Origin of the sequence: Paraferrimonas haliotis, from assembly GCF_002282895.1 — a bacterium.
Lineage (GTDB): Bacteria > Pseudomonadota > Gammaproteobacteria > Enterobacterales > Shewanellaceae > Paraferrimonas > Paraferrimonas haliotis.
Genome location: NZ_NRRB01000007.1, coordinates 100,347 through 123,764, shown reverse-complemented (window position 1 = coordinate 123,764; position 23,418 = coordinate 100,347). Strand labels below are relative to the sequence as shown.

Sequence of the window (23,418 nt, the reverse complement as noted above, 5' to 3'; positions counted from 1 at the left end):
ATTAAAAAATGTTTTACTCCGACACTTAAGTAGTGGGAGTTAAACCTGCGCGGATTCTAATTAAGGTGAAAAAAATAGACTGTGACAGTTACCTACTAAGTAGTATCGAACACACATTGAATGGTTCTTTTCACACAAAGGTTTTAGCAACAAAAAAGCCCCTCATTTGAGGGGCTTAAGCATCATTTAATCGAAGAGATTAAAGGTTGTGGTATTTATCGATACCGTAGGTTTTACCTTGGTCGTGACATACCGCACAGCTTTCGCTGTAACTTGCTTCCCAACTTGGAGCAGAGCCAGATATAGGTTCACTAATCAGGCCTCCTTGAGAAGTCATGTGGCTCGCAGCAGCATCGGAAGTATGACAGCCTTGGCAGTTAGCCGTAATGTTAGAGTCTTGAACATCATTGCGGCGTAAAAGCATTGCCGAAGAAACTTCATTCAGTTTTAAAGTACCGTCAGCATGACAAGCTACGCAATTAGCACCGTTGAGCTTTGTTAGTGACGTCGCTTGACCATTTGCTTGTTTTTCCGCAGCTTTGGCTCCGAAGTGATGGCTGTGAACCATCGGCCCATATCCTGCGCCTGCATTTCTAGCATAGCCAGCATTGTGACAGGCTATACAGCTTTGGCCGCCTTCAGCGAAAAAGCCTCCACGATGATAGTGATCAACAGCATTGTGGCAAGTAATACAGGTGTCATCGCTCACTACGATTTTACGTTTGTAGGCTTCAGTGTAACCAGTCACACCAATAGCGCCATCAATCGTTAAACGAATAGAACCCATAGCGTTAATGTTACTAGGAATTTCAGCGGTATCTGCACAGATACTTACAGAGCCATCTGCATTATAAGTCTTAATAGCATTCTCGTAGGTTGTGCCAGCACGCATACGACTGTAACGGTAGTTGATGATGCCTGTTGGCTCATAGAAGCCATGAATGTATGCAGAGATACCACTTTCTGGATCACCAGGATACGATGGGCTTTCTAAACGGCCTTCGTCTACGGCTTGTTTGATATCGAAGTCTTTAACAGCGATATCTACGCAGTAGCGTGGGAAGCCATTAGCGCCATCGATACCTTCTTCACGCAAAGACGCAGTCATTGGGTGATTCTCAATAAACGCTTTACGCTCTGCAACTTCACTATGAACTTGCGCCCAATCCATGCTTGTTGCAACGGTAGCCATGCTATCGCCGTGACAGTCAACACAACCACGGTCGGTATTTGTAATTGGTGCTGTATGACAACTGGTACAATTAGTTACTTCAAAACCGACAGAAAATTTCTGATGGTTTATGTGACCAATTTTTTGCATGGTGTTGGTAGCATAACCACCTTCAGACGCTTCATCGCCCTTAGTTACTTGGTTATGACAACCTAAACAGCTGTCTACAAACGCCATTTCGCCAGCCATGCCATCGATAAGGTTTGAGTAGCTACCGACAAAGCCAGCATGCTTAGCACTGGTTGTTGCATAATCTACGTGACAGGTCATACAAGCTTTATCATCAGTTGATTTAGCGAGCATCTCTGAGGTACGCAGTACTAGAGGGCGTTGCGATGGAATGAGGTACGCAGTACTAGAGGGCGTTGCGATGGAATGCCATCAGTGCCGCCACCTAGGCGAACAATGATTTGTGGGTCTTGGCTATCGCTTAAAGCAATAGGAGTGGTAAACTTGTACATGCCGTCTTCGGTTTGTTCTAAAGACGCGCCTTCAGTAGTGTCATCACCATTCACGTAGCCATAACCGCCATTATGAGATGCACCAAGACCACCGTCTTGTACTCGTGCAACATAAGCTCTTACACGCTTAAGCTGAGTGATTACGTGATCGTTTTCATTCGTTAATTCGAACTCAACACTTAACTGGTTGTCGCCAAGCTCTAAGTTCGCAAATTGTGCATTAACAACTTCGAAAGTCTCAGCAACTGGTGGATTTGTACCTGGGCCTTCTGGGCCTTCAGGACCTTCAGGTCCTTGAGGACCTTGTGCGCCGTCTTTTCCGTTACAGCCGGCTAGTGCCACTGCGGAGAACATTGCTGCCCATAATAGTTTTTTGTTCATAGGATTTACCCTGCATATGTAATTTTAGTTTTGTTGGTGTCTGCTTCAATCTAGAAGCCACCAATCTACTGTGGATAATATCAAGGGTGTCTAAAATTCACGTGTGATCTGGATCAAGCTTATCCCTTTGGGGGTAAGTCTTGTGTGGTAAATGTTGTGCGCATCTTTAAACAAACTACACATGAAATTGAGGATGTGATTCGGGTCACGTTATGCGGGCGGGAATGTTAATGAAAAATTAGCGAAACTTGGTAAGTTGGCTAGCTACAATTGTTCCTAAAAATAAAGCGGCTGAATGAGCCGCTTTATCCATTGAATTTAATGGCTTTAACCTTAGTTTAAAGAACCTAGGTAACTGGCCAACGCATCGATGTCTTCGTCGGTCAATTTCTTCGAGGTATCTTGCATCATACCATTAATATCGTTGTTGCGCTGACCATCGCGGAACTTGGTGAGTTGAGCTTTGGTGTAGGCTTCATGCTGACCGGCAACTGCAGGGAACCCAGCTAATGGCACACCTTCGCCTTTAGGACCGTGGCAAGCAATACAAGCGGTAATGCCGCGATTGACGTCGCCACCCATGTAAAGGTTTTGGCCATGTTCGTTAGCCGTTGCTGTGGTGTTAGCGTTTTGGGTTTGAGATGCATAAAACGCCGATAGATCGGCAATGTCTTGGTCGGATAGGTTCATGGCCATGCCCAGCATGATTGGATCCATGCGGCCTTGGGCGCCGCCGGTTTTGCCGGCTAGGCGAAATTCAGTCAACTGCTTGTTTAGGTACGCTTCTTGTTGACCGGCGATTTTAGGGTACATGTTGATTGGGCTATTGCCATCAGGTCCGTGGCAAGCTGCGCAAACGGCAGACTTGGTTTTACCGGCTTCGGCATCGCCAGCAGCCATAACTGGAGCAGACATGGCTGCTATCACTGATAAAGTAAGGGCTAACTTTTTCATTGCTTTCCAACTTCTTCTTAAGATTATTATCTTGAGCTTACCGTGCTTGCTAGTAAGCGTGTTAATATAGGATTTTCGTGATCTGCGGCATATTTTACACTAAATTTGTCAAAAGTAAGCATCTGAAACGCAGATTTAGCATTGTTCAAACAAATTTAAGTTGGAGTCCGCCGTGGTCGACAATTCTATAGACTTCCGTCAAGCCAAATTTCTAACCAGTGCTCCAGACATTCGCCATTTAGGCGCTGACTCCGGTATCGAAATTGCGTTCGCTGGACGCTCTAATGCCGGTAAATCCAGTGCTTTGAATACCTTGACCCAGCAAAAGAGTTTGGCTCGAACCAGTAAAACCCCGGGACGAACCCAATTGATAAACGTCTTCGAACTGGACGCTGAACGTCGCTTGATAGACCTTCCAGGCTATGGTTTTGCGCAAGTACCGCTTCATCTGAAGAAGAAATGGCAGGCGGCATTGTCAGAGTACCTTCAGGATAGAGAGTCTCTTGGCGGTATCGTGGTGTTAATGGACATTCGGCATCCTTTAAAAGATCTGGACAGACAAATGATCGATTGGGCGATTCATAATCAACTGCCTGTTTTAGCGCTGCTCACAAAAGGCGACAAGTTAAAGCAAGGTGCTAGAAAGGCGACCTTATTAAAGGTTCGCAAAGAGTTTGAAGAAGTAGGAGATCTGGTTCAAGTCGAAGTGTTTTCATCGCTAAAGAAGTTTGGTCTGCCGCAACTGATTTCGTGGTTAAACCAACATTATCAGCTACCTGAGTATGAATCAGAGCCCGAATCTGATGAGCCTCTCACCGACAGTTAGCCAAAAAAAAGCCGAAACCTAAGGTTTCGGCGAATAATTTAATACCAGTCAAGATTTGAGGACTGGATAACAAGACTCAAGGGCGATTATATAGCTGTCTTTTTCAAATTTAAAGTAAAAACTCTAATTTTTTGAGTGAAAACTCTAATTTTGTGATTGACCAAAAAAATGGCCCCAAAGGTAGGGGCCATAAAGTAGCAATTGAATAGTCTTACGGTTGCTTGGCTTTAACTATAGTTCAGCCTTCCTGAACTGAAACTGAATTAATACTCCATTACTGAGCGCGGCGAAATTCTCTAATAAGCAAAGTTAGACTAATAAGAATGGCTAATGCATTTAGAGGCATCAGCCAGTAAGTGATATTCACTTCAAAAACACGAATAATGCTGCTGCAATCACCACTGTAGCTTAGCCAACTTGGGTAGATAGGCTGGCCAAAGTCGAGCGGGCAACTTGCGCTTTCAACCTTTGTTGCTTGTTGGAACTGGACGATTTGTTGATTAGTGCGTTGCTGCAGATGAATAAAGAACTGACCAATGCCGCTGCACATGGCAGCAATAACGGTGGCGGTGACTTTGGCAACCTTTCCATCCACTAAGATGGCCGCCAACACAGCAAAAAGCGCCAGCAGATTAATAAAGCGGAATAAAGTGAGCCATTCGCCTAGGTCCAGTTGATATTTCTGCACCAAGCCAAACAGCATGGTTTCCACTAAGGCCACCAACAGTGCCACGAGCCACAAAGAATACTTTGATGTCATTGATTTGTTATCATAGCGATTATTCGTGGAGCAAGTATGCCAGCCACAACCGTTTCATGGTAGTTTGTGGCAAAACTATCGCAACAGAATTCTCAAAATGAAGGTGCTTAGTGAGTAAAGTTCGCGTCAATCTGGCGATGGAAAACGACCAAAGGCAACGTTTGTGCAATCAATTTTCGCTAGAGCACGATGGCAGCTCAGCGTTTACCTTGGCATACGACAACAAGGCACTAGGTTTGACTCACAGTTTGCGACCTAAGATGACGCCGGTGCTGGTGGATTTTGTTGGCGGAGCACAAGCTCATCGGCGCAAGTTTGGCGGCGGTCGAGGCCAAGCGATCGCCAAAGCTGTGGGGCTTAAAAAAGGGGCTACTCCCTCGGTCATTGATGGCACGGCGGGTTTAGGGCGCGACAGCTTTGTACTGGCGAGCCTAGGTTGCTTTGTCACTATGGTGGAACGACACCCTGTGGTTGCGGCGCTGTTAAGCGATGGTCTTATGCGGGCCATTGAGGACCCAGAAATCGGTGTTTGGGTTGAACAGCGCTTACGATTAGTTGTCCAATCAACCACTGATTTCTTGCTATCTCAGCCTAGTGCCGACGTTGTATACTTAGACCCAATGTACCCACACCGTGCTAAATCGGCTCAAGTCAAAAAAGAAATGGCGATTTTTCAAGATTTGGTTGGAGCCGATACCGATGCCGATTTATTATTAGCCAGCGCTAAGGCGGTAGCGGCAAAGCGAGTGGTCGTTAAACGACCGGATTATGCCGAACCCATGGCAAACTGTCCGCCGTCGACACAAATTTTGACGAAGAAAAACCGTTTTGATTTATACGTACGTAATTAATATTGTCAGGTACCTAAATGAGCGATAAGGCGATTTGTAAGTGGAGTAAAAGTGCCTATCAAACCAAGTTTGAACTGTTACTTACGCTTGTGTCTGATCCAAAGTATATCTGTACTAAGTGCGGTCGGGCTGCCGCCAAAAAGAAAGTACTGTGTAAGCCTAAAGCAATGAGCGAGCCTATGTAATGGTTGATCTTAATAAAGCGATTATCAACAATGCGGCTAGTTCGACTTTAAACATTAAAACTAAACAAGGACAAAATCTCATGCTGTCAGAGAATATGGTCAACCGCCTTAACGAGCAAATCAATCTTGAGTTCTTCTCATCGAACCTGTATTTGCAAATGAGTGCTTGGTGCGAAGATAAAGGTTATGAAGGTGCGGCGGAGTTCTTGCGAGCTCATGCCACTGAAGAAATGGAGCACATGCACCGTTTATTTACTTATGTCAGTGAAACTGGCGCAATGCCAATCCTAGGCGCTATTGAAGCGCCGCAAGCCGAGTACGATTCTTTGCTTGGTTTGTTCACCTTTACTTATGAACATGAGCAAATGATCACTAAGTGCATCAACGGCTTGGCGCATGAGGCGTTTGCAAATCAAGATTATTCAACCTTTAACTTCTTACAATGGTACGTATCAGAGCAGCACGAAGAAGAAAAACTGTTCAAATCCATTGTCGATAAAATCGAAATGGTCGGCGACAACGGTCACGCTTTATACATGATAGACAAAGATTTAGCGGCAATGGCCACTGAAGAGTCGACTTCCATTATGCAGGAAACCGCTGAGTAGCCTTAATCTCTAGGTTACTCATTGCTTATTGGCCAGTGATGACACTGGCCTTTACTATTGTCAGGACAGGAAAATTGCTGTGGAAACTAAGCGTCCGATTTATATTCCCTACGCAGGCCCCGCGTTACTCGAAACCTCGTTGTTAAATAAAGGCAGTGCCTTTACTGCTGAAGAGCGTAACTCTTTTAACCTAGAAGGTTTATTGCCACAAGCCATTGAAACTATTGAAGAACAAGCAACGCGAGCCTATCAGCAATTCACTTCTTTTTCGTCTGACATCGATAAGCACATCTATTTGCGGAATATTCAAGACACCAACGAAACCCTGTTTTATCGATTAGTGCAAAATCACATAACCGAGATGATGCCTATTATCTATACTCCGACAGTAGGGTCGGCTTGTGAGCAATTTTCTGAAATTTATCGTCGTAATCGCGGTTTGTTTATCTCCTATCCTGATCGGCACCGCATCGATGATTTATTGAATAACTCTAATCGACATAACGTCAAGATTATCGTGGTAACCGACGGTGAACGCATTCTCGGACTGGGTGATCAGGGCATTGGTGGCATGGGGATTCCCATCGGTAAGCTGAGCTTGTATACCGGTTGCGGAGGCATTAGCCCGGCTTACACCTTGCCAGTGGTTCTTGATGTGGGGACCGATAACCCACAGCGACTGCAAGACCCTATGTACATGGGATGGCGTAACAACCGCGTCAGTGGCGAAGATTACGATGAATTTGTTGAGCTATTCATTCAAGCGGTCAAACGTCGTTGGCCCGAGGCGCTTATTCAATTTGAAGACTTTGCGCAGAAAAATGCCATGCCATTGCTAAACCGTTATAAGAACAGAATTTGCTGCTTTAACGATGACATTCAAGGCACTGCTGCGGTTACGGTTGGCTCGTTACTGGCGGCTTGTAAAGCGGCGGATACCAAGTTATCTCAGCAACGCATTACGTTTCTTGGAGCGGGTTCGGCCGGTTGCGGTATTGCTGAGGCTATTATCGCTCAAATGGTTTCTGAGGGAATCACGGATGCGCAAGCTCGCAGTCAAATCTTTATGGTGGATCGCTGGGGACTTTTGCAACAAGGCATGCCTAACCTTTTGGACTTTCAGCAAAAACTTACTCAAGCCACTGAGGCTCTAAAAGAGTGGCAATTGTCGGAAGACAATATTTCGCTACTGGATGTGGTTAATAACGCTAAGCCGACGGTACTTATCGGTGTGTCTGGGGCGCCCGGTTTATTCAGCGAAACCATAATTAAATCGATGGCCAGCCATTGCGAACACCCCATTGTGTTCCCGTTATCCAATCCAACCAGTCGAGTGGAAGCTACGCCTGAAAACATCCTCAACTGGACCGAAGGTAAAGCGCTTGTGGCCACAGGTAGCCCCTTTGCTCCGGTGGTTTTAGGTGACGAAATTCGGCCGATTGCTCAGTGTAATAATAGCTATATTTTCCCAGGCATTGGGCTGGGTGTATTGGCGGTCAATGCGTCTCGGGTTACCGATGAAATGCTGATGGCTTCGAGTCGCGCTTTGGCGGAATGCTCGCCGTTAGCAATAGATGGTGCCGGCGCACTGTTGCCGCCCCTGGAAGATATTCATACGGTGAGCAAACACATTGCCAGCGCGGTGGCTAAAGTAGCCATGCAACAAGGCGTGGCCAAGCAAATGAGCGATGATGAACTTGCACAGTCCATCGAAGATAACTTTTGGACGCCGGAATATCGCAGCTATAAGCGAACCGCTTTTTAGGCTAAGCTGCGAATCGCTCAAATCAAGTATAGCCATCGCTGACCTGTCACATTGTCAGCGATGGCTTAGACATTGTCGTTGCAAGTGATTATTCCTGCTCGTAACAGGTCCATGTCAAGGTTACCTTATAGCACTTCTGTATTTTTTTGTTTTCGCAAGGAATGACTTCTGATCGAACTCTAGACGTGCAAATCCAATCGGTATTTCCTCTCATAAAAAGATTAAAATGAGAATCCTCTATGGATTCTCTAACCTCAGCACTTTGGGTAATAATTTCAACGACAGGGTTAAACTCGCTAACCGTGGTAAGGATCGTTACCATCGGTTCACCATCTATATTGACTCCGTTATACAGTAAAATAAAACAGTCGAGCTTGGGGCAAGGTATAATAATTAACGATTGAATACTTTTATCTGCAGTAAAGTTGAACAACTTCATGAAATCATGAGCGTTTTTCAATCGGCCTACGTCGTCTAAGAAGTCTCTTAGACGATCGGCAACACCAAAGGCAGATAGAGCGACGGGTGTTTGAGGAAGGTTACTGGCTGTGCTAACCATTGAGCCATCAAGCATTGCTTGAGTTACATCGCGTACCGTTTTATCGATAGCGATATTGATTGAACTGGGAGAGTTTTCATTGGCGGTATTGATTCCGGTGGTTAGGTAATCCATCTCGAACCTTACAATGATTACACCGGTTCCAAAATTTTTAGTTGTGGTGAATAGCCTTACTTGGTTTTTTGTTTCACCGCCATAAGTTAGTGCTTCAACATGATAATCATAGTATTGGAGGCAATCGTTATGTGGGGGCACTCGTGCAGACTCACACATCTCGAAAAACTCATCAGTATGGTTAGGATTATTGACAGGCGCAGGCCCTAATGTTGCCCTGACTTGATTGGAAAAAGCCAATAATAATAACGCTGCGATTACCGGCCATTTTTGAAGATATGGAACCAGAGAATTGTCCATAGTTTCCATTGCTACCTTCCTTAGTAATAATTTTATTGGTTGTGATTGCGCCAAATATTAGTAAGCGCTAATAAATATGTCAAAAACACTTTGAGATGTGTATTGAGCTCTAATTCAACAATTCAATTTTGTGATACAAAAAAGTCGACCGTGAGGTCGACTTTATCGGGTAACCGAAACACTGAGGCGAAGGCCTTTGTTGTTAATTATCTTAAGGTTACAAACTCTTCAGCACTGGTGGGGTGAATCGCAACACAGGCATCGAAATCGGCTTTGGTTGCGCCCATTTTCATGGCCACGCCGAAGCCTTGTAATATTTCATCCATACCAAACCCGATGCCGTGAATACCTACGACTTTTTCATCAGGTCCGGCACAAATCAGCTTCATCCGCGTTAATTGGCGGTGAGCGGTAACGGCGTTATACATGGCGGCAAAGGAAGAGTTATATACTTTGATATTATCCTCTCCATACTGTTCCACCGCCTGAGGTTCCGTTAATCCCATGGTGCCAATGGCGGGATGGCTAAAGACCACTGTAGGCACGAGGCTGTAATCCATTTTGGCATCGGTCATACCACCGAACAAACGTTCTGACAGCAAACGGCCGGCTTTTACGGCCACTGGCGTAAGCTCAATGCCGCCTTGAATGATATCCCCAACAGCATACACGCCCGGTTGTGAGGTTTGCTGATAGGCATCTACTTCAACAAAGCCTTTGTCATCCAGCTTTACATTGGCCGCTTCAATGTTGATTTCTTGGGTCAAAGGACGTCGTCCAATTGCCCAAATCAAGCAATCAACGTCAAGGCTGTTGCCATTTTGCAGTTTGAGTGTGAGCGAGCCGTCGCTATTTTTAACAACCGATTCGGGAACGCTGTGGGTATGCAACTGCGGCCCATGCTCCGCCATTAATTCCACTAAGGTTTCGCTGAGCATAGGGTCAAAATCACGCAGCGGTGAATGTTTGCGAACTACTAAGTGGGTGTCGCTGCCGAGCGAATGCAGCACCCCAGCAAGCTCAACCGCAATGTAGCCGGCACCAACAACCGCGACACGTTTTGGTTGTTCTGTTAGCTCAAAAAAGCCGTTGGAATCGATACCGTGTTCAGCGCCTGGGATTGACGGGATGACCGGTGTGCCGCCAACTGCAATGGTAATGTGATCGGCGCTGTAGTGTTCACCATTAACTTCAATGGTATTGCTATTAACAAATTTGCCATAGCCTTCAATGAGGGTGATCTTGTTGCTGGCCAGGCCACGTTCATAGGCACCATGAATGCGCTCAATGTAAGCTTCTCGGTTATCCACCAGTGTCTGCCAGTTGAAGCCATTTACGCTTACGTCAAAGCCATAGTCTTTGGAAAATAAGTTAATGGCTTCAGCAACTTGAGCGCCATACCACATGACTTTTTTAGGAACGCAACCAACGTTAACGCAGGTTCCGCCCAAGTGCTTTGCTTCAATCAGAGCCACTTTAGCGCCGCGCATCGCCGCTCGATTTGCCGACGCGATACCGCCACTGCCTGCGCCGAGGCAGATATAGTCAAAATGTTTAGCCATTTGTTGTTGTTACTCCATAACGCTTGTTTAACTTGCATTGTAGAGATTTACACTGTGACTGCAATCAAAACGAATAACTAATGGATATACCACCAAAGGTCTGATTGATATTGTCCAAAGTCTCGCCTTCATCGATGCGCTCGATTTTAATGTCATCACCGGCAATGGAGCGGTTTAGGTTAGCGTTAACCGTCCATTGTTCACTAATAGCGTAGTCTAGGTTTACACCGAATTGAACGTTGTTATCGCCGTTATGATCTTTGGTGGCGTAACCGTAATCCCAAGATTGAAACAGATAAGGCGTTATGCTTAAGTTTTCAGACAGCTCCCAATAGCTTTCTAAGCCTAGAGTTAAGAAGCTGCCGTCCTCTTTGGCGTTATACAGATATTCTACGGTAGGCACTAACCAATGGTAGCGACCATAACTGGCGATTGCGGACAGTTCGTTGTAGGAATTTGCTCGCTCTGGATATTCTTCGATTCGGGTAAAACCCACTTCGATATCAAGATCGCTAACGGATATGCCGTAAGCAATGCCTAAGTTGTATTCTGTGTAGTTGGTTTGATCGCCGCGACCAACGTCAGCGAATAAGCTAAGCCCGTCCTTATTTGCACCGATGTGGGCCCAGCCAATGCCGCCTTTATCTAAATTGTTGCGACCCTCGGATACGTATTTGCTTTCCCAACCTAGACCGGCGTCAAGTTGCCACTGTGATGCATTGGCAGTAGGACTTAGCAGCAGCGCAGCGCTAACCATCGAAAATGCTAATTGATTGCGCATTTTGAACTCCGAAAAAACTCTTCTCTATCAGTATGGGTGGATGGTAAAAGAGTAAATAAATGCAATCAATAACAATTCTTATTAACGCTTAGATAAATGATGTTTTTTTGGGCTGGATCAATAATTGTAAGCCGAGCGTTGAAAAAAGGGAGATTGACCCCATTATTAAAGTTAATCGAACTACACTATAGAGACCTCTTATATGGCCAACCCACTGCTTGAAGCAAATTCATTACCCCTCTTTTCTCTCATTAAGCCAGAGCACGTTCAGCCAGCGGTTGAGGACGCCATTGCCCAAGGCAAAGCGGTTATTGAGCAGGTGGTTTCTCACCAAAACCCTACGTGGGATAATCTCGTTGCACCGTTAGAAGCTGTTGATGATGTGTTATCAAAAGCATGGTCACCCATTTCCCACATGAATTCGGTAATTAGCAGTGATGAATTGCGTCAAGCCCACGATGCTTGTCTACCCATGCTGTCGGAATATTCGACCTTTGTCGGTCAACATCAGGGCTTGTACCAAGCCTATGTAAAGCTTAAAAACAGTGCCGAATTTACAACGCTGAATACCGCCCAACAAAAAGTCATTACTAATGCGCTGCGCGACTTTGAGTTATCGGGCATAGGCCTACCAGCAAGCCAGCAACGGCGATACGGCGAAATTGTCACGCGTCTATCGGAGTTGTCGAGTCAGTTTAGTAACAATGTATTAGACGCTACTCAAGCCTTTACTTTGTCGATTGCAGACGAATCTCGATTGGCTGGCTTGCCTGAGTCCGCCGTCGCGGCAGCAAAAGCGCAAGCGCAATCGAGAGAACAAGATGGTTGGTTATTTACTTTAGAATTTCCAAGCTATTTGCCGGTGATGATGTACGCCGATGACACTGACTTGCGTGAACGTATGTACCGAGCCTTCGTTACCAGAGCATCGGATCAAGGGCCTAACGCTAATGAGTTTGATAACGGCCCACTGATTGATGAGACCCTTGTATTACGCAATGAACTGGCTCAGTTGCTCGGGTTTACTAATTACGCCGAGAAGTCCTTGGCAACCAAGATGGCCCAGTCACCGGCACAAGTGCTTGGTTTTCTCGATGAGTTAGCCGCTAAATCCTTGCCCCAAGGTCAACAGGAGCTTAGCGAGCTCACTGAATTCGCAGCAGAGCACTTTCAAGCTTCTAAGCTTAAGCCGTGGGACTTCGCCTATTATGGCGAGAAGTTGAAGCAGCATCGATACCAAATTAATCAAGAACAACTGCGACCGTATTTCCCGGAGAACACCGTGGTTGAGGGTATGTTTAGCATCGTCAATAAACTGTTTGGGTTAACGATTACCGAGCGTGCAGGTGTTGATGTTTGGCATGAAGACGTTCGCTTTTTCGATATCTTCGACAGTAGCCAGCAACTCAAAGGCAGCTTTTACTTAGACTTATACGCCCGCCAAAACAAGCGCGGCGGCGCTTGGATGGATGTTTGCCGAGACCGGTTACGATACAACAATAAGCTGCAAAAGCCCGTGGCTTATTTAACTTGCAACTTTAATGGCCCAGTAGATGGTAAACCTGCCTTATTTACACACGATGAAGTCACCACTTTATTCCATGAGTTTGGCCATGGTTTGCATCACATGTTGTCTGAAATCGATGTTAGCGGTGTGTCTGGAATTAACGGCGTTGCCTGGGATGCGGTAGAGTTGCCCAGTCAATTCCTAGAAAATTGGTGTTACCAAGAAGAGGCATTAGCCATAATCTCTGGCCATTATGAAACCAAGGAACCTTTGCCAAAAGCGTTATTAGACAATATGTTGGCGGCAAAAAACTTCCAATCGGGCATGATGATGTTGCGCCAACTGGAATTTTCCTTATTTGATTTCCGACTGCACCATGAATTTAGTCATGCCGCCAAAGTGGATGTTCAAGCGTTACTTAATGACGTCCGAGAACAAACTGCTGTGATTAAAGCGCCGGATTTTAATCGCTTCCAGACCAGCTTTTCCCACATATTTGCTGGCGGCTATGCGGCAGGCTATTACAGCTATAAATGGGCTGAAGTTTTATCCGCAGATGCCTTCGCAAAATTCGAAGAAGACGGCATTTTTAACCAAGAGACGGGACAGGCCTTTTTAACCAATATCTTGCAAAAAGGCGGCTCTGAAGAGGCCATGGATTTGTTTGTTGGCTTTAGAGGTCGCGAGCCTCAAATTGATGCTTTATTAAGGCACAGTGGAATTCAAGGCTAATTTTGCAAACCGTTAATAGAGAAAGTTGCCAAGCGGATCATAGTCTCTATGAGCAAAACTGGCATAATGGTTCATTGAACTGAATTCTCAACGACAAAGTAGGAAAGTAAATGCCTAAAGCCAGTGTTGATTGTTGCTCGCAACCGGGGCTGATGCGCCCGGATCTCGCGCTTGAGAAAATCTTAGCCCATGTATCGGCGGTCACTGATACAGAGCAAGTTGGTCTTGATGACGCAATGGGGCGCATTTTAGCGCAGCCAGTGGTTTCCTTGATTGACTTGCCTCCTTTCGATAATTCGGCAATGGATGGTTACGCTTGTCGTTGGCAAGACTTGCAATCTGGACAACCATTAACTTTGGTAGGAACCTCGTTAGCGGGGCACCCATTTGAGGGAGATACGCCAAAGGGCAGTTGCGTTCGCATTATGACGGGCGGGCAAATTCCTAAGCAATACGATACGGTACAGATGCAAGAGAACGCACAGGCGAATGGCAACAGTGTTGTGTTGCAGCAACCGTATGCACAAGGCGCCCACGTGCGCCCGAAAGGCGAAGAGGCAAGTCAAGGCCAGGTAATTTATCAGCCTGGTGTGCGTATTGGCGCGCCTGAAATGGGTGTGTTGGCCACCGTGGGTGCCGCTAAGGTTACGGTTTACCGTCGATTAACCGTAGCCTTTTTCTCCACCGGTGACGAATTAAAGCCAGTGGGTAGCGAGCTGAACCCCGGCGATATCTATGACTCCAATCGCTACGCCATCAAAGGTCTGTTGAGCCGCTCGTATGTCGACTACATCGACCTCGGGGTCATCAGCGATGATCCGGATAAAATTCGCAGTGCTTTTCTAGAGGCAGCTGAGGTGGCAGACGTTGTCATTACTTCCGGTGGCGTATCGGTGGGCGATGCCGATTTCGTCAAACAGATTCTTGACGAAGTAGGACAAATTAACTTCTGGAAGCTTGCCATAAAACCGGGTAAGCCTTTTGCCTTTGGTCAAATAGGCAAGGCGTTGTTTTGCGGCTTACCTGGTAACCCCGTGTCTTCTATGGTGACTTATTACAAACTGGTTCAACCCATATTGGCGAAGCGTGCAGGTCTGCCAACGCCACCGGTATTGAAGGTGCCAGCCACACTTACCTGTGCCATTCGTAAACGGCCTGGGCGTATGGAATATCAGCGTGGCATATACAGCTACGATGCTCAGGGAAAACTGCAAGTAATGACAACCGGAGCCCAAGGCTCTGGAATGCTGACCTCCATGAGTGTATCAAACTGCTTTATTGTTCTGGATATGGATCAGGGCAACGTTGCTGCAGGTGAAACCGTCACCATTGAACCGTATCAGCAAGTATTGGAGTAATCGACGTGCAAGACGAAATTCTTAGCGATAACGAGCTGGTTCGCTATTCTCGACAAATCTCCATACAAGCCATGGACATTGACGGTCAAGAGGCGTTAAAGCAAGCTCGGGTAGCCATTGTGGGGTTAGGAGGGCTTGGCTGTCCCGCAGCCCAATATCTAGCGGTCGCCGGCGTAGGCCAATTAACTTTGGTCGATTTTGACACAGTAGAGGTTTCTAATCTGCAACGTCAAGTATTGCACCATGATGCTCGAGTGGGTATGGCGAAAGTCGAATCGGCGCGACAATCACTGCAGACCTTAAATCCGCTTATTGAGATTCAAGCCATTAATCAACAATTGGATGACGCCGGCTTTACAACGCTGGTTGCTGAGCACGATTTGGTTGTGGATTGCACCGATAACGTGAGCGTTCGAGAAACGCTAAACCGACTGTGCTTCGACGCCAAAAAACCTTTGGTTTCTGCGGCCGCCATTCGAATGGAAGGCTTAATCACTGTGTTTGATTACAGCGAAGGAAGCCCTTGCTATCAGTGCTTTAGCTCTTTGTTTGGTGAGCAACATCTAACGTGTGTGGAGTCAGGAATCTTGGCGCCCGTTGTGGGAACCATCGGTTGTCTTCAAGCATTGGAAACCATCAAGCTGATAACCAAAATGGGCACCAGTTTGGCTGGGCGAGTGATTATGCTTGATGCCATGACCATGCAGTTCAACGAGTTTAAGCTGTCGCCGCAAGCCAATTGTCCGGTATGCTCAAACCGCTAAAGGCTTGGCCACTTCGGTGGCTCGTCTAACCAAAGCTGCATTTGCTGTTTGATGGTGTCTAAAGCAAACAGCGATTGGTCATTCGTCACTTCAATTGGCGCCACCACCCGAAATGGCTGGTTGTGGTAGCTAAAACTCAGTTGCCAGGCGTGTAAATAACCTCGGTCGTGCGACGCTTTGCCATAAAGGCTATCACCAACGATGGCGCACCCTAAGCTTTTCATCATGACTCGAAGTTGATGCGTCTTTCCAGTATGGGGTTTAAGTAGGTAACAGCGCAGTTTTGGCGCCACGCTTTGGCTGAAAAATTGAGTAACAGCAGGGTTTTGCTTGCCAGTGGTGAGTTTCCATTGGCTGCGCCGAGCTTTTACCATATCGCCTTGAATGAGTCCCTGTTTTTTCTTTGGCTTACCCATTGCAAGTGCAATATAAATTTTGCTCGTGGATTGTTCTGCGAACTGACTTGCCAAATGAGCTGCTGCCTCCGAACTCTTTGCAATTAACAGTACCCCTGAGGTCATGGTGTCGAGGCGATGGACCGGATACAAAGCGCAATTCAGTTGTTGAGAAAGCTGGGCGACTACGCCGGCGTTGCCATCTTGACTGTGAAAATGAACATTGGCGGGTTTGTTGATAACCACAAAATCGGTGTGATCCAGCAGTACGGTGAGCATGCTTAATCGTCGCGAGTGAGTTCGCGGGATTTGAGCCACGATGGCTCAGCCACTATGCCGATGCGCTGGCCGGGTTTAAACTCTGGCAATAAATCCGGAATGGTATCCAAGCATAGCTTGCCGGTTTCAGGATCAAACTCAGTAACTACCGCGGAAGCTCGACGTTTAGGCAAGGTTTCTGCAAGCTGCTCTCGACTACCAATGGCTTTAATGCGCCCGCCTTCTAGTAAGATTAACGGATCACAAAGCGTAAGCGTTTCGGAAACCGAATGACTAATAAAGAGCATAGGTATGAGCTCGCTCACTTGGTTTAAAAAGGCGACGAGGTGTTGCCTTGAGTCGTGATCGAGCGCAGCTAATGGCTCATCTAACAGCAGCAATTTAGGAGAGCCAAGCAGCGCCCTAGCAATGGCGACTCGCTGCCGTTGTCCGGCGGATAATCCTTCTGCAGACTGGGTTAATAAGGGTTCGATGCCACATCCTTGAACCACATCCTGATACGAAATTAATGGCTCTTTGCGTTGACTGATTTTAATGGCCAAGCTCAGATTTTGCTCTACCGTTAGGTGGTTAAATAAACGACTGTCTTGAAAAACGAATCCGATATTACGATGCTCGGCTTCTACAAAGACCTTCTTTTGACTGTCTTCTAATGTGTTGCCATCAAGTTTGATCAGGCTGAGTTGATTCGGAGCGCTTTGATTTAAGCCTGCAATGGCTCGAAAAAGGCTGGTTTTACCGGCACCGGAGGTGCCAAATACGCCAATAATCCCTCGCAGCTTAATACATAGTTGCAGCTCTATCCGGAACTGACCAAAATATTGATCTAGGTGTACAGTCAGCTGCATTACCAAAACCTCGTTTGCTGATGTTTGCCTTGGCTGCGGTTAAGGTAGCCGTATATAAACAAGAGTAAGACCATGCTAAACACCATTAAGCCACCGGCCATGATGTGGGCCTGCTGATACTCTAACGCCTCAACGTGTTCAAATAAGGCGATGGAAATAACCTGGGTTTCGCCGGGAATGTTACCACCAATCATCAACACCACACCGAACTCGCCCATGGTATGGGCAAACCCTAACGTCGCTGCCAGCATAAAGCTGCGCTTAGTCATGGGGACCACTATGTATCGAAACCGTTGCAAGCGGCTCATGCCCATGGTTGCGCCGGCTTCTAATTCTTTTACGCCCAGAGTGGCAAAGCCGGACTGTAAAGGCTGAACCACAAAGGGCAACGAGTAAATCATTGAGCCAATAACCAGGCCCGTGAAAGAAAACGCAAGAGATTGACCGCTAATGTCTTGCCACAGGGCGCCGGGGAAATATTGTGGAGAAAAGGCTAACAACAAATAAAAACCTAAAACGGTGGGAGGCAGAACTAAAGGCAAGGCCACCAGTGCCTCAGCGATGGTTCTATAACGATTTTTACTGTGGGCCAACCACCAAGCAATGGGCGGGCTAACTAAAAGCAGCAGCACGGTCGTGACCAATGCCAATTTTACCGTGATGTAGAGTGCTTGAAAGTCAGCGGACATTAATTGCCCTCCGGTAATCGGTAGCCTGCAGCGATGACTGTGGCCTTATTTTGCTGAACAAAGTGTGCAAATTGGGTCGCAAGCGCTAATTGATTGCTGCGCTTAAGAACGACAGCCTGTTGCTCAATCGGATGGTAATATTGCTGGGGAATCACATAGTAATGCTCACGTACACCGGCTGCTGTAAGTTGCGAAAGAGAAACAAACCCAAGCTCAACGTTGCCGCTGTCCACATATTGATACGCCTGAACTATATTATTTCCTTTCACTAAACGACGCTGATATTGCTGAAACAAGCCGAGCTTGGTCAGAACTTGCGCCGCAGCTTCTCCGTAAGGCGCTGTTTTAGGGTTAGCAATGGATACCTTTTTAGACCAATCGGTTAAAAGGGCTAAACTCGGTTCCTGTTGCGGTTGCCACAGGGTTAAGATTCCAATAGCGTAGGTAAAACGGCTATTCGGTTCGATTAATTGGCGTTGTTCGAGCAGCTGCGGCCGCTCAGCATCTGCGGCGAAAAACAGGTCGTAAGGAGCGCCATGCAATATTTGAGTATACAAGCCCCCCGTTGATCCGGTAGCTACCGTAACTTGGTGGCCCGTGTCGGCCTCAAATTGAGCAACCAGCTCGTCCATGGTGTGCTTAAAATTGGCTGCTACGGCGATTGTGAGCTTCTCTGCGTGAGCGCTGGTGGTTAGGCTAAACAGTAACGCTAAAGCGGCCAGCGGTTTAGCTAACTTTGCCATTACTCCTGCCACATTTCGGCCCTTTGTTGGTCAGCGTCTTTTGCTTCAACCCAGTGCTTTTCATGTTCGCTGCCTTCAAGCTTCCAAAACGGGGCGCGAGTTTTTAGAAAGTCAATAAGGTACTCACAAGCATCGAACGCAGCACCACGATGGGCGCTACTGACACCAATATAAACAATTTGATCCCCAAGCTCTAACGGTCCCACGCGGTGAATGATGGTTACATCCAGCAATGGCCAGCGTTCTCTGGCCTCGGTCTCAATTTGTTGCAGTACCGCTTCAGTCATACCCGGGTAGTGTTCAAGGGTTAGCGTAGAGACAGGCTTGCCATCGTTCATATCACGTACCTTGCCTACGAAGGTTACGATAGCGCCAGCACTGTTGTTGCCCGAAAGTTGATTGTATTCGGCAGTAATATCGAAGTCTTGGATCTGAACACGGATCATATTAACCTCCGGTCACCGGCGGGAAGAAAGCCACTTCGTCACCATCTGCAACCGGGCTCTGCCAATTGCTAATCGCTTGATTTACTGCCACGAGCAACTGATCGTTAGCGAGAACTAGTTGCCATTTTTCACTTTGGCTCGCCAAGTGTTGGCGCAGGTCTTCCGTGGTGCTTACTTGGCTAGCGTCCACTTCGACGCTGGCTTGCCCTAAACGCTCACGAACTTGCGCAAAAAATAAAACCTTAATCATGTTACACCTTAAAGTGGCCGGATTTTCCGCCACGTTTTTCTAATAATCGAACCGGACCAATCACCATATCTTTTTGAACGGCCTTACACATGTCGTAGATGGTAAGCGCCGCTACTGATGCAGCAGTTAAGGCTTCCATTTCAACACCGGTCTTGCCCGATAGCTTGCATAGGCTTTCAATGCGAACTGAGTTGTTTTCTACGTCTGGATATAAATCCACTTCAACTTTAGTCAACATCAACGGATGACATAAGGGAATTAAATCCGATGTTTTCTTGGCGGCCTGAATACCTGCGATGCGAGCGGTTGCGAACACATCACCTTTATGATGGCTGCCTTCCATTATCATGGCTAAGGTTTGCGCCGACATGGTAATGGACGCTTCGGCGATGGCTACTCGTTCGGTTACCGACTTTTCGGTAACGTCAACCATGTGTGCATTGCCGTCGGCATTTAAATGGGTAAATGCTTGTTCCATTATTCCGCTACCGTTTTCAGATGAGTGACAAAGTTGCATGGTTTGTGGGTGGAGTCGAGCTGCTCAACCAGAATCTTGTTCCAGCCAGTGCGGCAGGCACCGGTTGACCCAGGCAGACAGAATACTGCAGTGCCGTTGGCCATTCCGCCGATGGCTCGGGATTGAACCGTAGAAGTGCCTAATTCGGTGAAGGTAATGTGGCGGAACAGTTCGCCAAAACCTTCAATTTGCTTGTCGAATAAAGGGGCGACAGCTTCAGGAGTGCTGTCTCTAAGGGTGAAACCAGTACCGCCGGTAGTGATTACTACTTGAATGTTGTTGGACGCTATCCATTGAGACAGTACCGCACGAATATCGTACTTGTCGTCTTTTATGATTTTACGATCAGCGAGCTTATGTCCCGCCGCCTGTAATGAGTCCACCAAAAACTGGCCGGATTTGTCGGTTTCTAGGGTACGGGTGTCCGATAGAGTAAGTACGGCAATGTTTAACGGTACAAAATTGGCTTGAGATAAATGAGCCATCAGTCGTCCTTATGGTTTCTGGTAAGGTGCAGTTGTTCCTGCACAGAACGTGTCAATTATAAGTATAGAGAAATCAAATTCTGCTAATTAGATCCCATTTACTAACCGCCGATAGAGGCAAGATGCTGGCGAACGCCAGTCACACCTGAGTGCAAGTCATGGGTTGCTTTCTTAGTTTGCAAAGCATTTTCGAGACGTTGAATCAACTGTGGCTGCTGCAAATCGTCTTGCAGTAAATCCCGTAAATCGATCCCGTGCTCGGTAAATAAGCATAAATGCAGTTGCCCCTTAGCCGACACTCTTAGTCGATTACAGGTGGCACAAAAATCATCAGAGTAGGGCATAATTAGGCCGATACGGCCTTGGTATTCTGGATGTGAGTAGTTGTCCGCGGGCCCTGCGGTTTTTTCTCTTGGATCTAACGTCCAACCAAGTTCTAATAATTGCTGTTTGAGAACGTCACCACTGATGTGGTGTTTTTCAAAGTAGCTTTTGCCCAATCCCGTTTCCATGAGCTCAATAAAGCGAATATCAATGGGTCGCCTCTTTATCCAATTAATAAAGTGAGGCAACTGATCGTGATTCAGATCTTTCAGTAATACGGCGTTGAGCTTGATGCGCTCAAAACCGGCAGCAAGGGCGGCATCGATTCCTTGAATAATGGAATCTAATTTGTTTTCACCAGTGATTTGGTAAAACTGTCGCGGATCTAAACTGTCCACCGAAATATTTATTTGGGTTAACCCTGCATCACGCCATTGTTGTGCATTCTGGCTCAAACGATAGCCGTTTGTGGTTGTCGCTACCGTTTTAATACCCGGCGTTGCGGCGGCCGCTTTAACGATATCAAGGAAGTCTCTGCGCATGGTTGGCTCGCCACCCGTGATACGAATTTTTTCCGTACCTAGGCTGGCAAAGGCGGTCATCACCCGCTGCAATTCGTCAAAGCTGAGGAATTTTGACTTACCTTCTGGCCGGTAGCCATCAGGTAGGCAGTAGCTGCAACGAAAGTTGCATACGTCGGTAATGGATAACCGAAGATAATGGAATCGACGACCAAAGCCATCTTGTAGTTGTTGCGACATGTTCACCTTTCCAATTTATCCGGGAGGAAAGACCATTTCTTGTCTATCCCTGGTGGCTAGTTGCCACGGCCTGCGAACCGTATCGAGTCGACTTAGGTGGGCAGGCTCGGAGAGCTGTCATAGTTTCATTATAGCGAAATGCTAAATTAGAACCAGCGGTAATTGTTTTGATTTTTGATACGTCCCACAGTTCCAAACCGTTTAAACGGTTTTTCAGTTTTGACGTTGTTTGTCGTCGGCGCTTGTTGCTTTAGTGTAACAATCAGCGAAATCAGGTATGGTATAGCGACAAAAATAGAACACCTGTAAAAGCAGGGTATAAAAGAGGTAGAAGGTCATGGAAAGGGAATCGATGGAGTTTGATGTTGTTGTTGTCGGAGCAGGTCCTTCCGGCTTATCAACTGCGATTCGGTTAATGCAATTAGCCCAACAACAAAAAACAGAACTGTCCGTTTGTGTTGTTGAAAAAGGCTCTGAGGTTGGGGCTCACATTTTATCCGGGGCTGTATTCGAAACCAAAGCGCTGGATGAGCTCATTCCCAACTGGCAGGAGCTATCGGCCCCGATAACGACTCAAGTTACTCGCGATGAAATCTATTTGCTCAACTCTCAAACCAACGCCACCAAATTTAGTAATAGCCTGGTTCCAAAAACCATGCATAACCACGGTAATTACATTGTTAGTTTAGGTAACGTTTGTCGCTGGCTAGCGGAGCAAGCTGAAGCCCTTGGTGTCGAAATCTTTCCGGGGTTTACCGCCAGCGAGCTGCTGTTAGATGAGCACGGCCATGTTCGCGGCATTCTAACCGGCGATATGGGCATCGCCGCTGATGGCACTGAAAAAGACGGATTCATGGCTGGAATGGAATTACTGGCAAAACAAACGGTATTTGCAGAAGGCTGTCGAGGCCATCTTGGCAAGCAATTAATCGCCCAATTTGAACTCGATAAAGGAAAAATGCCGCAGCACTATGGTCTGGGATTCAAAGAGATTTGGAGCATTGATAGCGCTCACCACGAATTGGGTAAGGTCGTTCATACCGGCGGTTGGCCACTGGAAGGTGAAGCATCTGGTGGAGGCTATTTGTATCACATTGAAAACAATCAAGTTGTGATGGGCTTAATCGTAGATCTAAATTATCGCAATCCTCATGTCAGCCCTTATGATGAGTTTCAACGCTTTAAAAGCCACGCTTTGATAAAATCCGTGCTAGAGGGCGGCGAGCGACTCAGTTACGGCGCTCGTGCTATCGCAAAAGGCGGCTTGAGCTCCTTGCCTCAATTGCAGTTCCCAGGTGGTGTCTTAGTGGGTTGTAATGCCGGCACGCTAAACTTCTCGAAAATTAAAGGCAGCCACACGGCCATGAAAAGTGGCATGATTGCAGCGGAAAGTATTTTTAAGACCTTGCAAGATAGCCAGTCACCCCTCGACTACCAGCAAGCGTTCGAAAGCAGTTGGTTGTTTGATGAATTGTATCGCTCACGAAATTTTGGTGCCGCTTTACATAAATTTGGAACCAAACTTGGCGGTGCGTTCAATTACGTGGAACAAAACTGGTTTGGCGGCAAGTTACCCTTAACCTTAAAGGATGACTCGGCGGATCACGCGAACATGCTCACCGCTTCTGAAGCTCAGCCCATTAACTACCCAAAGTACGATGGCAAAGTGAGTTTCGATAAGCTATCGTCGGTGTACTTAACCAACGCCTATCACGAAGAAGATCAGCCTAATCATCTAAAACTCGCGGACAACGAAATACCCATTGTCGTCAATTTGGCGAAATTCGATGAGCCAGCGCAACGGTATTGCCCTGCGGGGGTTTACGAAATTGTTGAAAACAACGGTGAGTCTCAACTGGTCATTAACAGTCAAAATTGCATTCACTGCAAAACCTGTGACATTAAGGATCCAAGTCAGAACATTACTTGGGTAACGCCTGAGGGAGGAAGCGGCCCCAACTACAGCAATATGTAGTAACGGA

At 46.8% G+C, this 23,418-nt stretch carries 25 protein-coding genes and 1 riboswitch; of the genes, 9 read left to right on the top strand and 16 right to left on the bottom strand.

All coding sequences use genetic code 11. The features are described from left to right. Window positions 1-199: 199 nt before the first annotated feature. From CLC91_RS13605 to CLC91_RS13595, 3 genes are all read right to left on the bottom strand, one after another. Window positions 200-1,501, bottom strand: a complete 1,302-nt coding sequence (locus CLC91_RS13605; RefSeq protein WP_125828503.1) for a multiheme c-type cytochrome — start codon at window positions 1,499-1,501, stop codon at window positions 200-202. A gap of 50 nt (window positions 1,502-1,551) precedes the next feature. After that, entirely contained in the window at window positions 1,552-2,073 is a 522-nt protein-coding gene (locus CLC91_RS13600) for a hypothetical protein (RefSeq protein ID WP_095499447.1), read from the bottom strand. 333 nt (window positions 2,074-2,406) lie between these two features. Next, on the bottom strand, window positions 2,407-3,027 hold the full coding sequence (locus CLC91_RS13595) for a c-type cytochrome (RefSeq protein ID WP_095499446.1): 621 nt from the start codon (window positions 3,025-3,027) through the stop codon (window positions 2,407-2,409). A gap of 172 nt (window positions 3,028-3,199) precedes the next feature. Here CLC91_RS13595 and yihA point away from each other — a divergent pair, with 172 nt between their 5' ends. Next, a complete protein-coding gene (gene yihA / locus CLC91_RS13590) occupies window positions 3,200-3,853 on the top strand; it encodes a ribosome biogenesis GTP-binding protein YihA/YsxC (RefSeq protein ID WP_095499445.1) in 654 nt (217 codons plus the stop codon). Window positions 3,854-4,127: 274 nt separating this feature from the next. On the opposite strand, the gene CLC91_RS13585 is transcribed toward yihA, so the two are convergent. Continuing rightward, window positions 4,128-4,613, bottom strand: coding sequence for a hypothetical protein (locus CLC91_RS13585; protein ID WP_095499444.1), 486 nt, complete (start codon window positions 4,611-4,613; stop codon window positions 4,128-4,130). 137 nt (window positions 4,614-4,750) lie between these two features. On the opposite strand from CLC91_RS13585, the gene CLC91_RS13580 reads away from it, so the two are divergent. The 4 genes from CLC91_RS13580 to CLC91_RS13570 all read left to right on the top strand — a co-directional run bounded on the left by CLC91_RS13580 (window position 4,751) and on the right by CLC91_RS13570 (window position 8,022). After that, window positions 4,751-5,464 (top strand): class I SAM-dependent methyltransferase, encoded by a 714-nt coding sequence (locus tag CLC91_RS13580; protein WP_095499473.1) that lies wholly within the window; start codon window positions 4,751-4,753, stop codon window positions 5,462-5,464. Between the two features lie 17 nt (window positions 5,465-5,481). After that, window positions 5,482-5,649, top strand: coding sequence for a hypothetical protein (locus CLC91_RS15050; protein ID WP_179287583.1), 168 nt, complete (start codon window positions 5,482-5,484; stop codon window positions 5,647-5,649). Window positions 5,650-5,729: 80 nt separating this feature from the next. Then, window positions 5,730-6,257, top strand: a complete 528-nt coding sequence (gene ftnA / locus CLC91_RS13575; protein WP_095499472.1) for a non-heme ferritin — start codon at window positions 5,730-5,732, stop codon at window positions 6,255-6,257. A 79-nt stretch (window positions 6,258-6,336) separates the two neighbouring features. Continuing rightward, window positions 6,337-8,022, top strand: coding sequence for an NAD-dependent malic enzyme (locus tag CLC91_RS13570; protein WP_095499443.1), 1,686 nt, complete (start codon window positions 6,337-6,339; stop codon window positions 8,020-8,022). Window positions 8,023-8,110: 88 nt separating this feature from the next. Here CLC91_RS13570 and CLC91_RS13565 read toward each other — a convergent pair whose 3' ends face one another. From CLC91_RS13565 to CLC91_RS13555, 3 genes are all read right to left on the bottom strand, one after another. Continuing rightward, window positions 8,111-9,004, bottom strand: coding sequence for a hypothetical protein (locus CLC91_RS13565; RefSeq protein WP_095499442.1), 894 nt, complete (start codon window positions 9,002-9,004; stop codon window positions 8,111-8,113). A 197-nt stretch (window positions 9,005-9,201) separates the two neighbouring features. Next, window positions 9,202-10,557 carry a glutathione-disulfide reductase gene (gene gorA, locus CLC91_RS13560; protein WP_095499441.1) on the bottom strand — a complete coding sequence of 452 codons (1,356 nt, stop codon included), beginning with the start codon at window positions 10,555-10,557 and terminating at the stop codon, window positions 9,202-9,204. A 64-nt stretch (window positions 10,558-10,621) separates the two neighbouring features. After that, window positions 10,622-11,338, bottom strand: a complete 717-nt coding sequence (locus CLC91_RS13555; protein WP_095499440.1) for a hypothetical protein — start codon at window positions 11,336-11,338, stop codon at window positions 10,622-10,624. Window positions 11,339-11,540: 202 nt separating this feature from the next. Here CLC91_RS13555 and prlC point away from each other — a divergent pair, with 202 nt between their 5' ends. The 3 genes from prlC (at window position 11,541) to moeB (ending at window position 15,699) form a co-directional block, all read left to right on the top strand. Beyond that, window positions 11,541-13,577 carry an oligopeptidase A gene (gene prlC / locus CLC91_RS13550; protein ID WP_095499439.1) on the top strand — a complete coding sequence of 679 codons (2,037 nt, stop codon included), beginning with the start codon at window positions 11,541-11,543 and terminating at the stop codon, window positions 13,575-13,577. A 110-nt stretch (window positions 13,578-13,687) separates the two neighbouring features. Continuing rightward, window positions 13,688-14,935, top strand: coding sequence for a molybdopterin molybdotransferase MoeA (gene moeA, locus CLC91_RS13545; protein WP_095499438.1), 1,248 nt, complete (start codon window positions 13,688-13,690; stop codon window positions 14,933-14,935). After that, window positions 14,935-15,699, top strand: a complete 765-nt coding sequence (gene moeB, locus CLC91_RS13540) for a molybdopterin-synthase adenylyltransferase MoeB (RefSeq protein WP_095499437.1) — start codon at window positions 14,935-14,937, stop codon at window positions 15,697-15,699. Before moeA ends, moeB begins: the two co-directional genes overlap by 1 nt. On the opposite strand, the gene CLC91_RS13535 is transcribed toward moeB, so the two are convergent. From CLC91_RS13535 to moaA, 9 genes are all read right to left on the bottom strand, one after another. Beyond that, window positions 15,696-16,373 (bottom strand): TIGR01621 family pseudouridine synthase, encoded by a 678-nt coding sequence (locus CLC91_RS13535; protein WP_095499436.1) that lies wholly within the window; start codon window positions 16,371-16,373, stop codon window positions 15,696-15,698. The two genes, moeB and CLC91_RS13535, sit on opposite strands and share 4 nt — an antisense overlap. Window positions 16,374-16,375: 2 nt before the next feature. Further along, window positions 16,376-17,221, bottom strand: a complete 846-nt coding sequence (locus CLC91_RS13530; protein WP_095500556.1) for an ATP-binding cassette domain-containing protein — start codon at window positions 17,219-17,221, stop codon at window positions 16,376-16,378. Beyond that, window positions 17,221-17,910, bottom strand: coding sequence for a molybdate ABC transporter permease subunit (modB, locus tag CLC91_RS13525; protein ID WP_095499434.1), 690 nt, complete (start codon window positions 17,908-17,910; stop codon window positions 17,221-17,223). The genes CLC91_RS13530 and modB overlap by 1 nt, the downstream gene beginning before the upstream one ends. Continuing rightward, on the bottom strand, window positions 17,910-18,653 hold the full coding sequence (gene modA / locus CLC91_RS13520) for a molybdate ABC transporter substrate-binding protein (RefSeq protein ID WP_095499433.1): 744 nt from the start codon (window positions 18,651-18,653) through the stop codon (window positions 17,910-17,912). Before modA ends, modB begins: the two co-directional genes overlap by 1 nt. After that, on the bottom strand, window positions 18,653-19,099 hold the full coding sequence (gene moaE / locus CLC91_RS13515; RefSeq protein WP_095499432.1) for a molybdopterin synthase catalytic subunit MoaE: 447 nt from the start codon (window positions 19,097-19,099) through the stop codon (window positions 18,653-18,655). The genes modA and moaE overlap by 1 nt, the downstream gene beginning before the upstream one ends. A gap of 1 nt (window position 19,100) precedes the next feature. Further along, window positions 19,101-19,349, bottom strand: coding sequence for a molybdopterin synthase sulfur carrier subunit (gene moaD, locus CLC91_RS13510; protein WP_095499431.1), 249 nt, complete (start codon window positions 19,347-19,349; stop codon window positions 19,101-19,103). A 1-nt stretch (window position 19,350) separates the two neighbouring features. After that, on the bottom strand, window positions 19,351-19,827 hold the full coding sequence (moaC, locus tag CLC91_RS13505) for a cyclic pyranopterin monophosphate synthase MoaC (RefSeq protein ID WP_095499430.1): 477 nt from the start codon (window positions 19,825-19,827) through the stop codon (window positions 19,351-19,353). Beyond that, window positions 19,827-20,351, bottom strand: a complete 525-nt coding sequence (moaB, locus tag CLC91_RS13500; RefSeq protein WP_095499429.1) for a molybdenum cofactor biosynthesis protein B — start codon at window positions 20,349-20,351, stop codon at window positions 19,827-19,829. Before moaB ends, moaC begins: the two co-directional genes overlap by 1 nt. 101 nt (window positions 20,352-20,452) lie before the next feature. Next, window positions 20,453-21,436: a GTP 3',8-cyclase MoaA gene (moaA, locus tag CLC91_RS13495; RefSeq protein WP_095499428.1), complete on the bottom strand. Its 984-nt coding sequence runs from the start codon at window positions 21,434-21,436 to the stop codon at window positions 20,453-20,455. Beyond that, window positions 21,424-21,560, bottom strand: a riboswitch (molybdenum cofactor riboswitch). (Overlaps the previous gene by 13 nt.) 213 nt (window positions 21,561-21,773) lie before the next feature. Between moaA and CLC91_RS13490 the strand changes: the two genes are divergently transcribed. After that, window positions 21,774-23,411 carry an electron transfer flavoprotein-ubiquinone oxidoreductase gene (locus CLC91_RS13490; RefSeq protein ID WP_095499427.1) on the top strand — a complete coding sequence of 546 codons (1,638 nt, stop codon included), beginning with the start codon at window positions 21,774-21,776 and terminating at the stop codon, window positions 23,409-23,411. Window positions 23,412-23,418 lie beyond the last annotated feature (7 nt).